The sequence below is a fragment of the Clostridium sp. AM34-9AC genome (genome assembly GCF_003480225.1).
In the GTDB taxonomy this organism is placed as follows: domain Bacteria; phylum Bacillota; class Clostridia; order Lachnospirales; family Lachnospiraceae; genus Acetatifactor; species Acetatifactor acetigignens.
On record NZ_QUIU01000001.1, the window covers coordinates 149,661 to 164,045 of the forward strand.

The window sequence follows — 14,385 nt, forward strand, 5'->3', positions numbered from 1 at the left end:
TTCTTTTGCTTTCTTTTTCAGTGTAGCATAACTTCTCCAAAATGTGAAACAATTCTAAAAAGCCTTTATTTACATAGCATTATTTGGTATAATGTCTTCGTCTGTATCTCAGACAGAAAGGACTTGTTTTATGAATTATGGTAAAAAAGGTGTCCGTGCGAAGCAAAAGACACTCAACTCTAAATCACAAAAATGGGGAAGAAAAATCGCTCTGACCTGTGTCAAGGTCATGCTGGCAGCTGTCGTAGGCATCGGCATCTGCGGTGTAGCCGCCGGTATCGGTGTTTTCCGCGGCATCCTCTCCTCCACCCCCACGATCCGTCTGTCGGATGTCGTGGCAGTCGGCGAAGCTACCATCGTCTATGACAGAGAGGGCAACGAGATCGACCAGTACGTCAGTACCAACTCCAACCGTCTCTCCGTCGGCATGGACGAGATTCCCGACTACATGGGCAAGGCTTTCGTAGCCATTGAGGATGAACGCTTCTATCAGCATAACGGGATTGATTTCAAGAGTATTATCCGTGCCGGTTACCAGTTTTTTAAGACCGGTGGTGAAGAAGCCCAGGGTGCCAGTACCATTACCCAGCAGCTTCTAAAAAATACCGTCTTTACGGACTGGACCTCCGAGGGTAATAACAAGATCAAAAAAATCAAACGTAAGATTCAGGAGCAGTACCTGGCACTGGAGATTACAAAGTACTACTCCAAGGACGAGATCCTGCTGCGTTATATGAATGCCATCAACCTGGGTCAGAACACCCTGGGTGTGGAATCCGCCTCCTTACGTTACTTCGGTAAACACTGCAGCGAACTGACCATTTCCGAATGTGCGGTCATTGCCAGTATCACGCAGAATCCTTCTAAATACAATCCCATCCGTCATCCGGAAGAGAATGTAAAACGTCGTGAGAAATGTCTGACGAAAATGCTGGAGCTTGGCTTCATCACCCAGGCGCAATACGACGAAGCCATGGCAGATACCGATGCTGTGTACGAGCGGATCGGCCTGTACGACATCGATTATCAGGAGGCCAATGCCACCACAGGTTCCTACTTCTCCGATGCGGTATATGAACAGGTAAAACAGGATCTGATCCTGGCCGGCTATAATGAAACCATGGCAGAGACACTGCTGACCTCCGGCGGTTTACGTGTGGAATCCACGTTAGATCCCAAGATCCAGAATATTCTGAACGAGGAATACGCAGATGCTTCCAACTACCCGGAGAATGTAAAATGGTATCTGAACTATGCTCTTACCATTATCTCTCCCGACGGTACCAAGAATAACTTCAGTAAAGAAAACATGATGACCTGGTTCAAGCAGAACCAGAATAAGAAATTCAACCTGATCTTCTCTTCCCAGGACGATGCCTATGCGGCCGTAGACACTTACCGTTCTGCAATGCTGGCGCAGCTGGGTGTGGAAGACAATGCGGACAATTACGAAGAAACTATTTCCATGACTCCACAGCCCCAGTCCGCTATGGTCATTGAGGAGCAGAACACCGGCTATGTGGTAGCCATGATCGGCGGCCGCGGTGCCAAGGAGGGCCGTAGAACCCTGAACCGCGCCACCAGTGCCAAGCGTCTGCCGGGATCCACCTTCAAGGTAGTGGCCTCCTACGCTCCCGCTCTGGACAGTGCCGGCAAGACTCTGGCTACTGTATACAACGATGCACCGTTTAACTATGCAGACGGTACTCCCGTTCGTAACTGGTACAAGACCGGTTACCGGGGCATCCAGAATATCCGAAGTGCGATCCGTGACTCCCTGAATATCATCGCAGTTAAGAACATCACGGTGATCACTCCGAGACTTGGTTATGATTATCTGCTGAACTTTGGATTTACCACTCTGACCGACGGTGTGCAGGTCGGCAACGAGATCAAGTCCGACGTGAACCAGTCCCTGGCTCTGGGCGGTCTGACCTACGGTGTTACTCCTTACGAACTGACTGGTGCCTACGCAGCTATTGCCAACGGCGGTACTTATGTCACCCCGAAGCTGTACACCAGGGTCACCGATTCCGATGGCAATGTAATTCTGGACAACACCAATCCGGCTACCAGACAGGTCATCAAGGAGACCACCGCTTTCCTGCTGACCAGTGCTATGCAGGATGTAGTTACCTCCGGTACCGGTGGCCGTGTAAATTTCGGCGGTATGGCTATCGCCGGTAAGACCGGTACTACTACCGGACCTACCGATGCCTGGTTTGTAGGATATACCCCTTACTACACCGCTGCTACCTGGACCGGGTACGACAACAATGTTGACCTGAACAGTGCCGAGGACGGTGTCTCCAAGACCTTATGGCGTAAGGTTATGAAGCGTGTTCATGAGGATCTGCCTAACACCCAGTTCCCGGTTCCCTCCGGTATTGTACAGGTAGCGGTATGTTCCCAGTCCGGCAAGCTCCCGATTCCCGGTCTCTGCGATGGCTGTGTATATACAGAGTATTTTGCTGAGGGTACGGAACCAACGGAAAGCTGCGATGTACACTATCAGGGCGAGATCTGTGCTTACGACGGATTACCCGCAAGCCCTGACTGCCCGTTCAAGTACACCGGTGTTGCCACCATGCCTCTGGTAGAAGATCCTGCATTACAGCAGGGCTCCACTGTCATCATCAACAATCCGGATGGCACGCAGACTGTCAGCACACCGAACACCAGAAGTCAGTGTCAGCATGATGCAACCTTCTTTGCCAATCCTGACTACGAATCTGTGATCAACCAGCAACAGGCCGAGATCAATGCCCGTAATGCTGCAGCGCAGCCGCAGACAGAAGAATAATATGTGAACCATAGAATACCATAGAAATAACAATACCCGCCCCTGTACCACTGCTCCACGCAGCTACAGGGGCGGGTTATTTTTTGCATAAAAAAATCACCGGATCAAACGTTTTCACATTCGATCCGGTGCTCATGATATACCTTATGTTTTCAGATGTTCCTATACAATACCCTGTGCAGTCATAGCATCTGCAACCTTCAAGAAGCCTGCGATGTTAGCACCTGCTACATAGTTACCTTCCATGCCGTACTTCTTGGCTGCATCATCCAGATTGTGGAAGATATTAACCATGATGGTCTTCAGCTTTGCATCAACCTCTTCGAAGGTCCAGGAAAGTCTCTCACTGTTCTGGCTCATCTCCAGAGCGGAGGTAGCAACACCACCTGCATTGGATGCTTTGCCGGGGCAGAACAGAACGCCGTTCTTCTGGAAGTACTCGGTAGCTTCCATGGTGGTAGGCATGTTAGCGCCCTCTGCTACAGCGAATACGCCGTTAGCAACCAGCTGTTTTGCATCCTCCAGATCCAGTTCGTTCTGGGTTGCGCAAGGAAGAGCTACATCACACTTCACGGTCCATACACCATGCTCACCATTCTTCTTCTCATGATACTGTGCGCTGGGTCTTGCAGCAGCATACTCGGTCAGTCTTGCACGCTTTACTTCCTTTACTTCCTGCAACAGTGCTACATCGATTCCTTCGGGATCATAAATCCAGCCGGTGGAATCGGAACAGGTAACTACCTTGGCACCTAACTGCTCTGCTTTCTGGATAGCGTAGATTGCTACGTTACCGGCACCGGATACAGCCACGGTCTTGCCTGCGATATCCTTGCCATTGCACTTTAACATCTCCTCGGTCAGATACAGCAGGCCATAACCGGTTGCTTCGGTTCTTGCCAGGGATCCGCCATAGCTTAAGCCCTTACCGGTCAGAACACCTTCATACAGGCCGGTCAGTCTCTTGTACTGTCCGTACATATAACCGATTTCTCTTGCGCCGGTACCGATATCACCCGCAGGAACATCGGTATCTGCTCCGATATATTTGTAAAGTTCTGTGATGAAGCTCTGGCAGAAAGCCATGATCTCTCTGTCGGATTTACCCTTGGGATCGAAATCGGAACCACCCTTACCACCGCCGATAGGCAAGCCGGTCAGAGAGTTCTTGAAGATCTGCTCGAAACCAAGGAACTTGATGATACCTAAGTTAACGGAAGGATGTAAACGTAAACCTCCCTTGTAAGGTCCGATTGCGGAGTTGAACTGTACACGGAAACCGTTGTTTACCTGTACCTGACCCTTATCATCCACCCAGGGTACACGAAACAGGATCTGTCTCTCGGGAGTTACCAATCTCTCCAGCAGAGCATCCTTACGATATTTTTCCTCATTTGCCTCGATCACCACGCGAAGAGATTCCAGAACCTCTTTGACTGCCTGGTGGAACTCGGGCTGTGCAGGATTCTTTGCGACTACCAAATCAAATACTTCATCAACATATGACATTTGAATGTCCTCCTTCAATTGGTATACAGATTCATGACAACCTGGTTGCCATATGCTTTATTATAAAACGACTTTTTTAATTGTACAATAAACTTTATTTCACTAAATCGTAAAAGTTTTTGGCCATTTTCTATAAAAATTGCACAAAAAGGTATGCAAGTATACAATTTGTGCGTTATGGTGTACACTAAATTGCCGAAAGCGGTCGTTTTGTATGCTATAGATATTCTTTCAGAGTCCGGATGTTGGCATTCTCCATCTCGATCAGTTCCTTCGCCAGACTGCGGCAGGGGCTTCCGGCAAACTCTTCATTATGTGCCAACACCTTCTCCATCTCCAGCACACCGTTATTACTGCCCTTGATGATCATTTCTGCGATATGACTTGTGCTGGTGTTGAGCAGGGTGTTATAACCGATTCCAAAGCGCAGCATCATGTTCTCCATGGCATTCTCCCGGTAGGTCTGGGCCTTGCCCTCCACCAGATTCTGCACTGCCCTGTCATGCAGCCTGGAGTACTGTAATTCCTGTTCCGCCACCACGGCTGCCAGCCTGTCGTCGTAGATTTTGTCCGTAACGGCATCCAGGGCCTTCATGGCCATTTCCGTGTTACGCTGGATCTCCCGGTAGATGTTGATCTCCTGTTTCTTCAGATTGTGATTTCCTGTTTTATTCATAGAAAAAGCTCCTTACCGTTTTTGGTAAGAAGCTTTCCCTGAATTTTCTTATTTTATTCCAAGCCCGCAGTGCACCGCTCAAAAATGCTTCGCATTTCTTCGCTGTCGGGCATTCGCCCTATCATTCGCCGTGCAATACGAATTGCTCCGCTGCCTTCGCCGCTCTCGCAATTCTACCTACATTCGGATTCCGCTGATTTGCTTCCGCAAATCGCTTCTTCCTCATTCCGCAGTGTACAGCTCAAAAAAGCTTCGCGTTTCTTCGCTGTCGGGCATTCGCCCTATCAAAAAAGAATCATCAAAAATCCTGCCTGCAAGCAGTCAGATTTTTGCCGCTTCATTTTTTGGCACTGCTCATTATTGTACATATTCACTCTTGACGTATCCGATCTGGCCATTGTACCTGATCTTGCTCCAGTCGCCTTCTGTGCCGACCAGTTCCGCGGAATCGCCACCGGAAAGAACTCCCAGACGATCTGCAGTCTCACTGGCGGATGCACGTACATTGATATTGGTGGTAGCGGTCACGGTTCCGATGGTCTCGGCACCGGCTGCGCTCTCTGCCAGCTGCAGGAACTCTGTCTTGATATAGCCTTCCTTACCTTCATAATCTACCTTGGTCCAACCGTTGGCGCGCTGCTCCAGTACCTGAAGCTTCGTACCTCCTGCCACTTTACCCAGCTTATCCGCCTGCTCACTGTCGGAGCTTCTGACATTTACGGTAGTAGTTGTCGTCACATACTGCGGTCCCTGCTCTTCTGCGGGCTGCTCTGTGCCTTCGGCAGAAGTATCCTGACCGTCTGCCGCCTGATCACCGCCTTCCGCAGAGGTATCTGTATTCTGATCTCCGGCTACCTGATTGGCCAGCTTCTCTCCTACGGCAATGCTTACCTGAGAATCCAGCTCACTGATATACTGCAATACTTCCGGATGATCTACCATCAGTTCATTGTATTCCACTGTGATCTTGTTGTTAAATTCCACAACATCATCCTGCGTGCTTAACGTCTTGATATAATCGTTGACTTCCTCACTGTTCTCGCCGCGCTTGATATACATTTCTCCCTGATCATTGGTGCAGATATAAAGTGCCTGATAACCGGGCACCTCTTCCTCATGACCCACAAATGCAATCTTGTAATATACATAAGCGATCACCGAACCCTCTTCCGGGCCGGTCTTGGTATAGATCTCCAAAGTCGGATAATAATCAATATACTGTGCCAGTTCCAGATAACGATACATGTCTTTGTCGGAGATCTCATCACAAACGGAACGTAACGTTGTCTCATCACCGGTCGCCATGGCATTATAATAAGTAGCTACCAGAGTATATACCGCACCTTCCTCATTTGCTACCAAAGGTACATCCTCTGTTGTCGGTTCCGTAGCAATCTCACTGGACACTGCCGCTGCGCTCTCTGCGTTCTGCTGCTCCTCACGGTGACGGTTGTTCATACTCAGGCTTACGGATACGGTGACTGCCACTGCCACAACAACGACAGCCGGCAAAACTACTTTACTATGCTTTATGATATAGTTTCCAAGAAAATGTAATTTTTCTTTCCACATATTGCGTCCTTTCCAAATTCTGAAAAAAAGTTCTTTAATCGCAAAAAGCCGCAAGCGGCTTCTCTCATCTCTCTCCCTATAATCAAGGTGATGTAAATGCATCCGACAGGAATCGAACCTGCATTAAAGGCGTCGGAGGCCTCCGTTCTATCCATTAGACTACGGATGCAAATATTACAAATTTGTTACATCACCTCGACTATAATATCATAAAACACTACATATGTCCAGTTTAAATTGTTGGAATTATTTAGTTTTTTTCAAACATAATATTCACTCCGGTATTCTACACTATCCTTACTTCCCTCTCCCGGCTGCAATACAGATATAAATGGTCCGACAGAACTTCCTCCGGCGGCAGCTCCGTCCGGTTCACTTCTGCGATCATTTTCTTCAGTTCTTCCCTGTCCTGTTCCCGTTCCCTGGGAACCAGCAGGAATTCATGAACAGAACTGGGGATCATGTAATAATCGCCGCCGATACGCTCTGCCAGCTGCTCCAGCATCCCGGGATACAGGATGCTGCAGGCACCGTAAGTCTTGCGGGAATTCGTCAGGATCATCATGGATACCTTCCTCAAAAATTCCCTCCGGACTTCCTCCGGAAGTTCCTGCAGTGCGTCTCCCAGCACATCCTCCATGGGAATGGTCTCACCGGGAAACAGTCTGGGGGTATTTTTCACTGCAATCTCCAGCAGATCCCTGTCTGTCACCTTCCAGTTGTCCAGATGGGATCTGTAGATGGGGATCATACCGTTGTCCACTCCTGCTTCGTCAAACGCATAGTAGAAGCAGATTGCCAGATCAAGTATCGGAATATACGGCACTTTTTCCAGCTGCTCCCGGTTCTTCTCCCGGTTCACCAGCCGGAAGCACAGTTTCTCCTTTACCTTCTCAAAATCCTGAAAAAAGGAAACATCGATCTTCCGGCCGATTCCGTCCTCCTTATAGATACTGATGATCTTCTTAATAATATCTGCAAAGGTCACGCCACCCTCATAAGCTTCCCAGAAGGAATTAAGATAAATCGTAGGTGTCACATTGTCCTGTCCCTTACGGATCATCAGTCCCTGAAGCAGCACTCCGTTATTCTTCTGCACTTCCCGCAGTTCCACTGTATACTCCTGTCCCAACACTTCGCTGACAGCCTTCTGTACCTTTACTTTAAATGTAGAAATCTCCATAGAATACCTCCATGCCTCTCCGAAGCAGGCTCCCCTCCTGCTTTTTCCCATGTGGTATTTCCGGTGTAAAAATGTAGAAAATAACAAAAGCAATAAGCCATCCCGAAACAGGATAACTTATTGCCTTACAGGTTCTCTTATCGGATATTGCTCAGAACAGTGGTAGTCTCAACAATTATGCACGAGACAGATATTCACCGGTTCTGGTATCGATCTTGATCTTGTCGCCCTGGTTAACGAACAGAGGTACTGCAACAGTAGCTCCGGTCTCAACGGTAGCAGGCTTGCTGGCACCGGTAGCGGTATCACCCTTGAATCCGGGCTCGGTCTCAGTGATCTCCAGTTCTACAAACAGAGGAGGCTCCACGGAGAATACGCTGCCATTGTGGGAGCAGATCTTGCACATCTCGTTCTCTTTTACGAACTTCAGTGCATCGCCTACAGTCTCAGAGTTCAGTGCAACCTGATCGTAAGTCTCAGTATCCATGAAGTAGTACAGATCGCCATCTTCATACAGATACTGCATATCCTTTCTATCAATACGCGCCTGAGGGCACTTCTCAGTAGGACGGAAAGTCTTCTCTACTACACCGCCACTCTTGATGTTCTTCAGCTTGGTTCTTACGAAAGCTGCGCCCTTTCCCGGCTTAACATGCTGGAATTCGATAATCTGGTAAACATTGTTATCATACTCAATGGTAATACCATTTCTGAAATCACCTGCAGAAATCATAATGTATTCCTCCTAAATATTTTCACGTCATAATTCTTTAACATTTTAATATAAAAACATGCACATTTCAACTACTTTTGAAAAATTTTTTCAAATTTCTCGGGAAACTACTGCCTGTTCTCTCGTAGGAAATCGATAGCCTGCAGATAACCGTCCAGTCCCTGTCCGTAAATCTGCCTGTTACATACCGGTGCTGTCACAGAAATCTTGCGGAACTCTTCTCTGCTCGTAATATCGGAAATATGAATCTCCACCTTGGGAATATCCACGCTTGCCAGAGCATCCCGGATGGCATAGCTGTAATGGGTGTAGGCACCGGGGTTGATCACGATCCCCTCCGTTCCGTCAGAATATGCCTCCTGAATCCTGTCGATGATGGCTCCTTCATGGTTGCTCTGGAACACCTGGATCTCCTCTCCGGTTTCTTTTGCTTTTTTGTCGATCAGATCCAGTAAATACTGATAGTCCTGTGTTCCGTAGATCTTTTTCTCACGGATTCCCAGAAAATTCAGATTCGGTCCGTTGATCACCAGAATTTTCATCTTTTTTCTCTCCTTTTTTCTCTGTATGTCTTTCTGCTTCCGTAACTGCAGCTGTAACTCTTCCGCCAGTTCATCGGAATGCCTGTTATCCACATCCAGTATAATGTCCGCACATTCCGCATAGATTTTGTCCCGGATCTCCAGCAGTTCCCGGATCCTTGTCAGAGGATCCTCACACTGCAGCAGGGGCCTTGTAGTGTCATTTTTCAGCCGCTCGTAGACCACTTCCGGCGACACGCGCAGATATACCACTGTTCCACACTGATGCAGCAGGGGTCGGTTCACCGGATTGACCGGAGTGCCTCCTCCCACAGACAGGATACGTTCGTATTTCTGTTCCCCGCATTTTCGCAGCAGTTCCGTCTCCAGTTCCCGGAAATAGGATTCACCGTCATCCGCAAAGATCTGTGTGATGCTCCTGCCCTCCTGTCTCTCGATCAGCTTGTCCGTGTCTTCTACCGGCATCCGTAGCAGATAGGACAGTTTCAGTCCCAGTGTTGTCTTCCCCGATCCCATAAAGCCGATCAGGACGATATTCCTTCGTTTGTGTTTCATTTTTTATTTTCCGTCCTCTGTCTTTTTTGCTTTCTGCATCCGTTCATAGACTTTGTCTGCAAGCCAGGGTTCCACCTGGCAGCCTGTCCACAATTCAAAAGCAATGATTCCCTGATAGAGAAGCATCTTCGCACCATTATAGGCTTCACCGCCCTGTGCCTCCACCAGTTCCATAAACCGGGTCTTCGGTGGATTGAAGATCAGATCATATCCGGTGTGTACTCTCTTATAAAATGTGGGATCCTCGATCACCGCCGCATCACAGTCCGGATACATACCCACACTGGTGGCCTGTATTGCCAGATAGCGTTCCCCTTCCGGCAGCGTATCATACGCATCTATAGACAGGGCTTTTGCAAATTTCCGGTTTTTTCCGGTGAGGTGATTCACCTCGTCCGCTATGCTCTGTGCCTTTTCCACCGTACGGTTCAGGATAATGGCCTCTTTCGCCCCCTTATCCAACAGCATCATGGCTACCGCTCTGGCTACTCCTCCGGCTCCCAGGATCAGCACTTTCTGTCCCTTGACTTTGATGCCGTCCTCGCACATGGCCCGGTACAATCCCGGCATATCGGTATTGTAGCCTTTATAGCCCTTTTCCGTGCGGACCAGCGTATTTACAGCACCGATATTTGATGCCAGCGGATCTATGTCATCTAGGTACGGGATCACATCGCTTTTATAGGGAACCGTTACATTTATTCCCAGCAGATTCAGTGCAAAAGCACCCTTCACGGCATCCTCCAGTCTTCCGGTCTCCACATGGAACGGGACATAGGCCAGATTTTTCCCAAGCACCATGGACAGGGTATTGTGGATCACCGGAGACAGGGTGTGCTCCACCGGGTTTCCGATCAGTCCGCAGGTTCTGGTATAGCCATTGATATCATTCAGCATTTTGATTTCCTTTCCGACGCTTTTCTCTATGGTAGAAAAACAGTACGATCTTTTCCAGATATCTCTTGAGTACGATCTGAATCTCTTCTTTCGGATGAATGGGTTTCGTCAGATAGGTCATGATCCCGCATTTCTTAGCTCCCCACACATCGGTGAACAGCTGATCCCCCACAAAAAGTGTGGTATCCGCCCCGGTATGCATCTGTTCCATAGCCCGCAGATAACCTTCTCTTCCGGGTTTCCCGGCCTTATAGATATAGGAAGCACCTACTGCATCCGCAAAACTTTTTACGCGGGGCTCCTTGTTGTTCGATAACAGCAGTGTCTGAAATCCCAATTCCCGCAATCTGCCGAAGAACTCTGTTGCCTGCGGTGTTGCCGGTGCCCCGTGCGGTACGAGTGTATTGTCAATATCAAAAATGATTCCGCGATACCCCTGTTCATATAATGTTCTGTAATCTATGCCATAGGCGGAATCCGCCTCATAATCCGGGTAAAACTGATGCAGCATCTGTCTCGCCTTTCGTCTGTTTTATAATGTAATCGGTATTCTCCTCTAGGGAAAATGCCTGAAAATATGCTTCTTCCAACGGAATCCACAGCTGCAGGAAGTCCTGTAGTATGTCCTCTCCGTTCCTCGTGCGGATCCGCTCCGTCTGCGTCTCATGGTCTATATCCAGAAATACTTTCCGGTCCATGTATTCTCCCAGTACCGGATGGCAGCTGTAAGCGCCTTCCACGAATACAAAACCGTTATTTTGTACCGGGAGCCAGTCTCCCGGTGCCATGCGGGAACAGTCAAATCTCTGATAGGAAAATGCTTGTCCCGATGCAAGCTTCGGTATGACTTCCGTCAAAAATCGTTCATAGTGCACATTTCCGCCAGGCTCGCTTCTGCGCTCCTGCGTCCGAAGTGCAGGTGGCAGAAAAAAATCATCCATATGGATCACATCTCCGCCCAGTTCTTTTGCAAGTCTGGCAGCCAGTGTTGTCTTCCCGGCGGCGCATCTGCCGTCAATGGCAATAATGCGCATTCCGGTGGGAAGCACACGCAATTCCTCTGTCAGCTCAGAAACAGTTCTCAGCGATCTCATCCACAGCCTCCGCAATGTATTCTCCCAGGCGTCTGCTCTCGACTCCCACGATAGTGGCATGGCATTTACTCATGGGGATCAGGATCAGTTTTGCATCATTCGAAGCTACCGCTGCTGCCATGGTGGGGGTGATCTCACCTAACATGGCATCCGCCATGACGATTCCCACCGGTCCTACGATCACGTCTGCCCTCTTACTGTTATATACCACGGCATTCTCCCCGGTGGCACCGCTTGTAACGCCGCTCTTCATCATATTCGCCGTAGCTGTGGCGTTGGTTCCCACTGCGATCAGTTCCGCCTCCGGAAACCGTTCCTTCAGAGCCTCCAGCAGGCTTCTGCCTACGCCTCCGCCCTGGCCGTCCATTACCATAATACGCATAACTTTACTCCTGCCAAAAATAATACATACATGTTCCATGATAGCATGGCAAATGCTTTTTTGCAATTTATCTTGACAAAAAAATGCCCACCCTTTATTATGTATTATGCTTCAGGAAGGAGCTTAACGCCAGAAGGCATATTTATCCCAGAAGGGAAAAGTGTGCCGTTCTGGCTTTTTTGTTACTGTTCAGAGTCATTAAATATTGACAGATGTTCGTCGAATGCTTGCATTCGTAAGAATATATGGCAATATTTATTTGACGAAGTCATCTCAATGAGCAAAAATAAAGCCTCGGAGAGGCTTTTTGCGAATGGAGACTCTGAACAGTTATATCTTATCAGGAGGTTTTCCATGAAAAAATTAACTGTTTTAAACAAGAGCATCCTCACTGCTCTGTGTGTTGCCTTATGTGTAGTTCTGCCCATGACTCTGCACGCCATTCCCAAGGGCGGTGTCCTGTTCTCCCCCATGCATCTGCCCGTGCTTCTGTGCGGTCTGGTCTGTGGAGCACCTTTCGGTCTGGTCTGCGGCATTCTCGGACCTCTGGTATCCAGTCTGCTTACCGGTATGCCCGTTTTCGGATATATGCCTGTCATGATGATCGAGCTGGGGCTCTATGGTCTGATCAGCGGTCTGGTCATGCAGTTTCTTCGCAGCGGTAAACTGGTTGTTGATCTGTATGCAGCTCTGGTCATTGCCATGCTGGGCGGCCGTGTGATCACCGGTATCCTGCGCGCACTGATCTTTGCAGGCGGTTCCTACAGCTGGTCTGCCTGGGCTACCGGATATTTCGTATCCTGCCTCCCCGGTATCATTATCCAGCTGATTCTGATCCCCATCATCTATGTTGCACTGGAACGCGCTCATCTGCTTCCGGTACGCTACCCTGCAGTTTCTGTTTCCGCCGAAACCGAAGCCGCATAATATAAAGAGCGACATGCACCGCCGGGCACACCACGCAAAAAATGGCTCTTCTGTCTTACGACAGGAGAGCCATTTTCTGTTTGTAAATTCGTATGAAATAGAGGATTTCCGCCACTGCGGTGATACTCCAGGAGAAAACATACAGCAGATACAGGGACGGTATCGTATGAAAATAGGCAAATACGGTGTAGACCCAGATTACACGGAACACGCAGGAGCCCATGATGACAATGAACATAGGTATAATGCTCTTGCCCATGGCTCTGGCCGCCGCAATGGTACAGTCCATAAATGCCGAAATACAATACGAAAATCCCATGATTGTCAGACGGTACATACCGGCATTCATAACTGCCGCATCTCTGGTAAACAGGGACAAAAACGCTCTTCCGAAAAATACCAGTGACACTCCCAGGATCAGACCGATGGCGAAGGAATATGCCAGGCTGATGAGGTAACTGTTCCGCACCCTTTTCTTCTTGCCCGCACCGTAATTCTGTCCCATAAAGCTGCCGCAGGCGGTATAGAATGCCGCCATGACATCGTATACCATGGCATCTGCATTGGTGGCTGCGGAATTGCCTGCCACCATGGTGGCATCAAAGGAATTCACACCCATCTGCACAAAGCTGTTGGCAAACTGGAAAATTACGTTCTGCAATCCGGAGGGCATTCCCAGCTTCAGGATATCCTTCGTAAGTTCCGGATCCAACCGCAGCTTTCCCGGATGCAGGGCATAAATGTCTTTGCAGTGAAGCAGTGCCTGCAGGATTAATGCTGCAGATACATACTGGGAAATGATACTGGCCAATGCCACTCCTGCCACATCCATATGACAGACGATCACAAAAAACAGGTTCAGAATAATATTCAGCACTCCGGAAAAACCAAGATAATACAGAGGCTTCTTCGTATTCCCCACTGCGCTGTACACCGCATTACCAAAGTTGTAAATGGCCAGCGCCGGCATTCCCAGATAATAGATCCGCAGGTACAATACTGCTTTGTCCAAAAGTTCCTCTCTGGTCTTCAGCATTGTCAGCATCCACTCGGATAAGCCGACTCCCAGTACCAGTAACAGCACTCCCATGATCAGGCTGACCAGTGCGGCGGAATGAATCGTCTTCGACAGGCTTTCCCTATCCTTTGCCCCGTAATACAGTGCCGTCAGTACATTGATACCGCCGGACAGACCAATGAGGAATCCGGTAAACATGGTGACCAACGTGGCCGTGGAACCCACTGCTCCCAGCGACAGGGAACCGGCAAACTGACCGATCACCGCAATATCCGCCATGTTGAAAAGCACTTGTAACAGATTGGACAGCATTAACGGCACGCTGAAGATCAGTATTTTCTTTCCTAAGGGTCCTTCCGTCAGATCCTGCATATTCTGTTTCATCTTTCTTTTATCCTTTTCCCTGTTACTTACTTGATTCCCATTACAATCCTCCCCGCCGGCTTCCACTCTGACGAAAAGAACGGTCAAAAAGCTTTTTTGCTCTCTGACCG

At 48.8% G+C, this 14,385-nt stretch carries 13 protein-coding genes, 1 tRNA gene and 1 pseudogene; 2 read left to right on the plus strand and 13 right to left on the minus strand.

The features are described 5' to 3' along the window. The first annotated feature begins 130 nt into the window (after positions 1-130). A complete protein-coding gene (locus DW835_RS00565) occupies positions 131-2,803 on the plus strand; it encodes a transglycosylase domain-containing protein (protein ID WP_118668307.1) in 2,673 nt (890 codons plus the stop codon). Positions 2,804-2,965: 162 nt separating this feature from the next. On the opposite strand, the gene gdhA is transcribed toward DW835_RS00565, so the two are convergent. From gdhA to DW835_RS00625, 12 genes and pseudogenes are all read right to left on the minus strand, one after another. Next, on the minus strand, positions 2,966-4,312 hold the full coding sequence (gene gdhA, locus DW835_RS00570) for an NADP-specific glutamate dehydrogenase (protein WP_022313315.1): 1,347 nt from the start codon (positions 4,310-4,312) through the stop codon (positions 2,966-2,968). Between the two features lie 217 nt (positions 4,313-4,529). Next, complete coding sequence (locus DW835_RS00575; RefSeq protein ID WP_022313316.1) at positions 4,530-4,988, minus strand: hypothetical protein; 459 nt, start codon at positions 4,986-4,988, stop codon at positions 4,530-4,532. Positions 4,989-5,345: 357 nt separating this feature from the next. Then, positions 5,346-6,560, minus strand: coding sequence for an SH3 domain-containing protein (locus DW835_RS00580; protein ID WP_172594757.1), 1,215 nt, complete (start codon positions 6,558-6,560; stop codon positions 5,346-5,348). Between the two features lie 97 nt (positions 6,561-6,657). Then, a tRNA-Arg gene (locus DW835_RS00585) sits at positions 6,658-6,729 on the minus strand. A gap of 117 nt (positions 6,730-6,846) precedes the next feature. After that, positions 6,847-7,743, minus strand: coding sequence for a DUF5688 family protein (locus DW835_RS00590; protein WP_022311916.1), 897 nt, complete (start codon positions 7,741-7,743; stop codon positions 6,847-6,849). 175 nt (positions 7,744-7,918) lie between these two features. Further along, positions 7,919-8,476 (minus strand): elongation factor P, encoded by a 558-nt coding sequence (efp, locus tag DW835_RS00595; protein ID WP_022154943.1) that lies wholly within the window; start codon positions 8,474-8,476, stop codon positions 7,919-7,921. A 107-nt stretch (positions 8,477-8,583) separates the two neighbouring features. Then, positions 8,584-9,018: a type II 3-dehydroquinate dehydratase gene (aroQ, locus tag DW835_RS00600; protein WP_117464990.1), complete on the minus strand. Its 435-nt coding sequence runs from the start codon at positions 9,016-9,018 to the stop codon at positions 8,584-8,586. Positions 9,019-9,078: 60 nt separating this feature from the next. Beyond that, positions 9,079-9,573: pseudogene (locus DW835_RS00605) on the minus strand (shikimate kinase); the annotation flags it as partial. Positions 9,574-9,576: 3 nt separating this feature from the next. Beyond that, entirely contained in the window at positions 9,577-10,470 is an 894-nt protein-coding gene (aroE, locus tag DW835_RS00610; protein ID WP_243036992.1) for a shikimate dehydrogenase, read from the minus strand. Beyond that, on the minus strand, positions 10,460-10,981 hold the full coding sequence (locus DW835_RS00615) for a YqeG family HAD IIIA-type phosphatase (protein WP_117464898.1): 522 nt from the start codon (positions 10,979-10,981) through the stop codon (positions 10,460-10,462). The genes aroE and DW835_RS00615 overlap by 11 nt, the downstream gene beginning before the upstream one ends. Further along, complete coding sequence (locus DW835_RS00620) at positions 10,953-11,564, minus strand: hypothetical protein (protein WP_022311920.1); 612 nt, start codon at positions 11,562-11,564, stop codon at positions 10,953-10,955. The genes DW835_RS00615 and DW835_RS00620 overlap by 29 nt, the downstream gene beginning before the upstream one ends. After that, positions 11,539-11,946 carry a DUF3842 family protein gene (locus DW835_RS00625; protein ID WP_022311921.1) on the minus strand — a complete coding sequence of 136 codons (408 nt, stop codon included), beginning with the start codon at positions 11,944-11,946 and terminating at the stop codon, positions 11,539-11,541. Before DW835_RS00625 ends, DW835_RS00620 begins: the two co-directional genes overlap by 26 nt. 354 nt (positions 11,947-12,300) lie before the next feature. Here DW835_RS00625 and DW835_RS00630 point away from each other — a divergent pair, with 354 nt between their 5' ends. After that, entirely contained in the window at positions 12,301-12,873 is a 573-nt protein-coding gene (locus DW835_RS00630) for an ECF transporter S component (RefSeq protein ID WP_118668306.1), read from the plus strand. Positions 12,874-12,928: 55 nt separating this feature from the next. Here DW835_RS00630 and DW835_RS00635 read toward each other — a convergent pair whose 3' ends face one another. Then, complete coding sequence (locus DW835_RS00635) at positions 12,929-14,275, minus strand: MATE family efflux transporter (protein WP_118668352.1); 1,347 nt, start codon at positions 14,273-14,275, stop codon at positions 12,929-12,931. Between the last annotated feature and the right edge of the window lie 110 nt (positions 14,276-14,385).

Excerpts from the sequence above, each read along its gene's own strand:
- DW835_RS00565 (WP_118668307.1), top strand. The coding sequence starts at position 131 with ATGAATTATGGTAAAAAAGGTGTCCGTGCGAAGCAAAAGACACTCAAC.
- gdhA (WP_022313315.1), bottom strand. The coding sequence starts at position 4,312 with ATGTCATATGTTGATGAAGTATTTGATTTGGTAGTCGCAAAGAATCCT.
- DW835_RS00575 (WP_022313316.1), bottom strand. The coding sequence starts at position 4,988 with ATGAATAAAACAGGAAATCACAATCTGAAGAAACAGGAGATCAACATC.
- DW835_RS00580 (WP_172594757.1), bottom strand. The coding sequence starts at position 6,560 with ATGTGGAAAGAAAAATTACATTTTCTTGGAAACTATATCATAAAGCAT.
- DW835_RS00590 (WP_022311916.1), bottom strand. The coding sequence starts at position 7,743 with ATGGAGATTTCTACATTTAAAGTAAAGGTACAGAAGGCTGTCAGCGAA.
- efp (WP_022154943.1), bottom strand. The coding sequence starts at position 8,476 with ATGATTTCTGCAGGTGATTTCAGAAATGGTATTACCATTGAGTATGAT.
- aroQ (WP_117464990.1), bottom strand. The coding sequence starts at position 9,018 with ATGAAAATTCTGGTGATCAACGGACCGAATCTGAATTTTCTGGGAATC.
- aroE (WP_243036992.1), bottom strand. The coding sequence starts at position 10,470 with ATGCTGAATGATATCAATGGCTATACCAGAACCTGCGGACTGATCGGA.
- DW835_RS00615 (WP_117464898.1), bottom strand. The coding sequence starts at position 10,981 with ATGCTGCATCAGTTTTACCCGGATTATGAGGCGGATTCCGCCTATGGC.
- DW835_RS00620 (WP_022311920.1), bottom strand. The coding sequence starts at position 11,564 with ATGAGATCGCTGAGAACTGTTTCTGAGCTGACAGAGGAATTGCGTGTG.
- DW835_RS00625 (WP_022311921.1), bottom strand. The coding sequence starts at position 11,946 with ATGCGTATTATGGTAATGGACGGCCAGGGCGGAGGCGTAGGCAGAAGC.
- DW835_RS00630 (WP_118668306.1), top strand. The coding sequence starts at position 12,301 with ATGAAAAAATTAACTGTTTTAAACAAGAGCATCCTCACTGCTCTGTGT.
- DW835_RS00635 (WP_118668352.1), bottom strand. The coding sequence starts at position 14,275 with ATGAAACAGAATATGCAGGATCTGACGGAAGGACCCTTAGGAAAGAAA.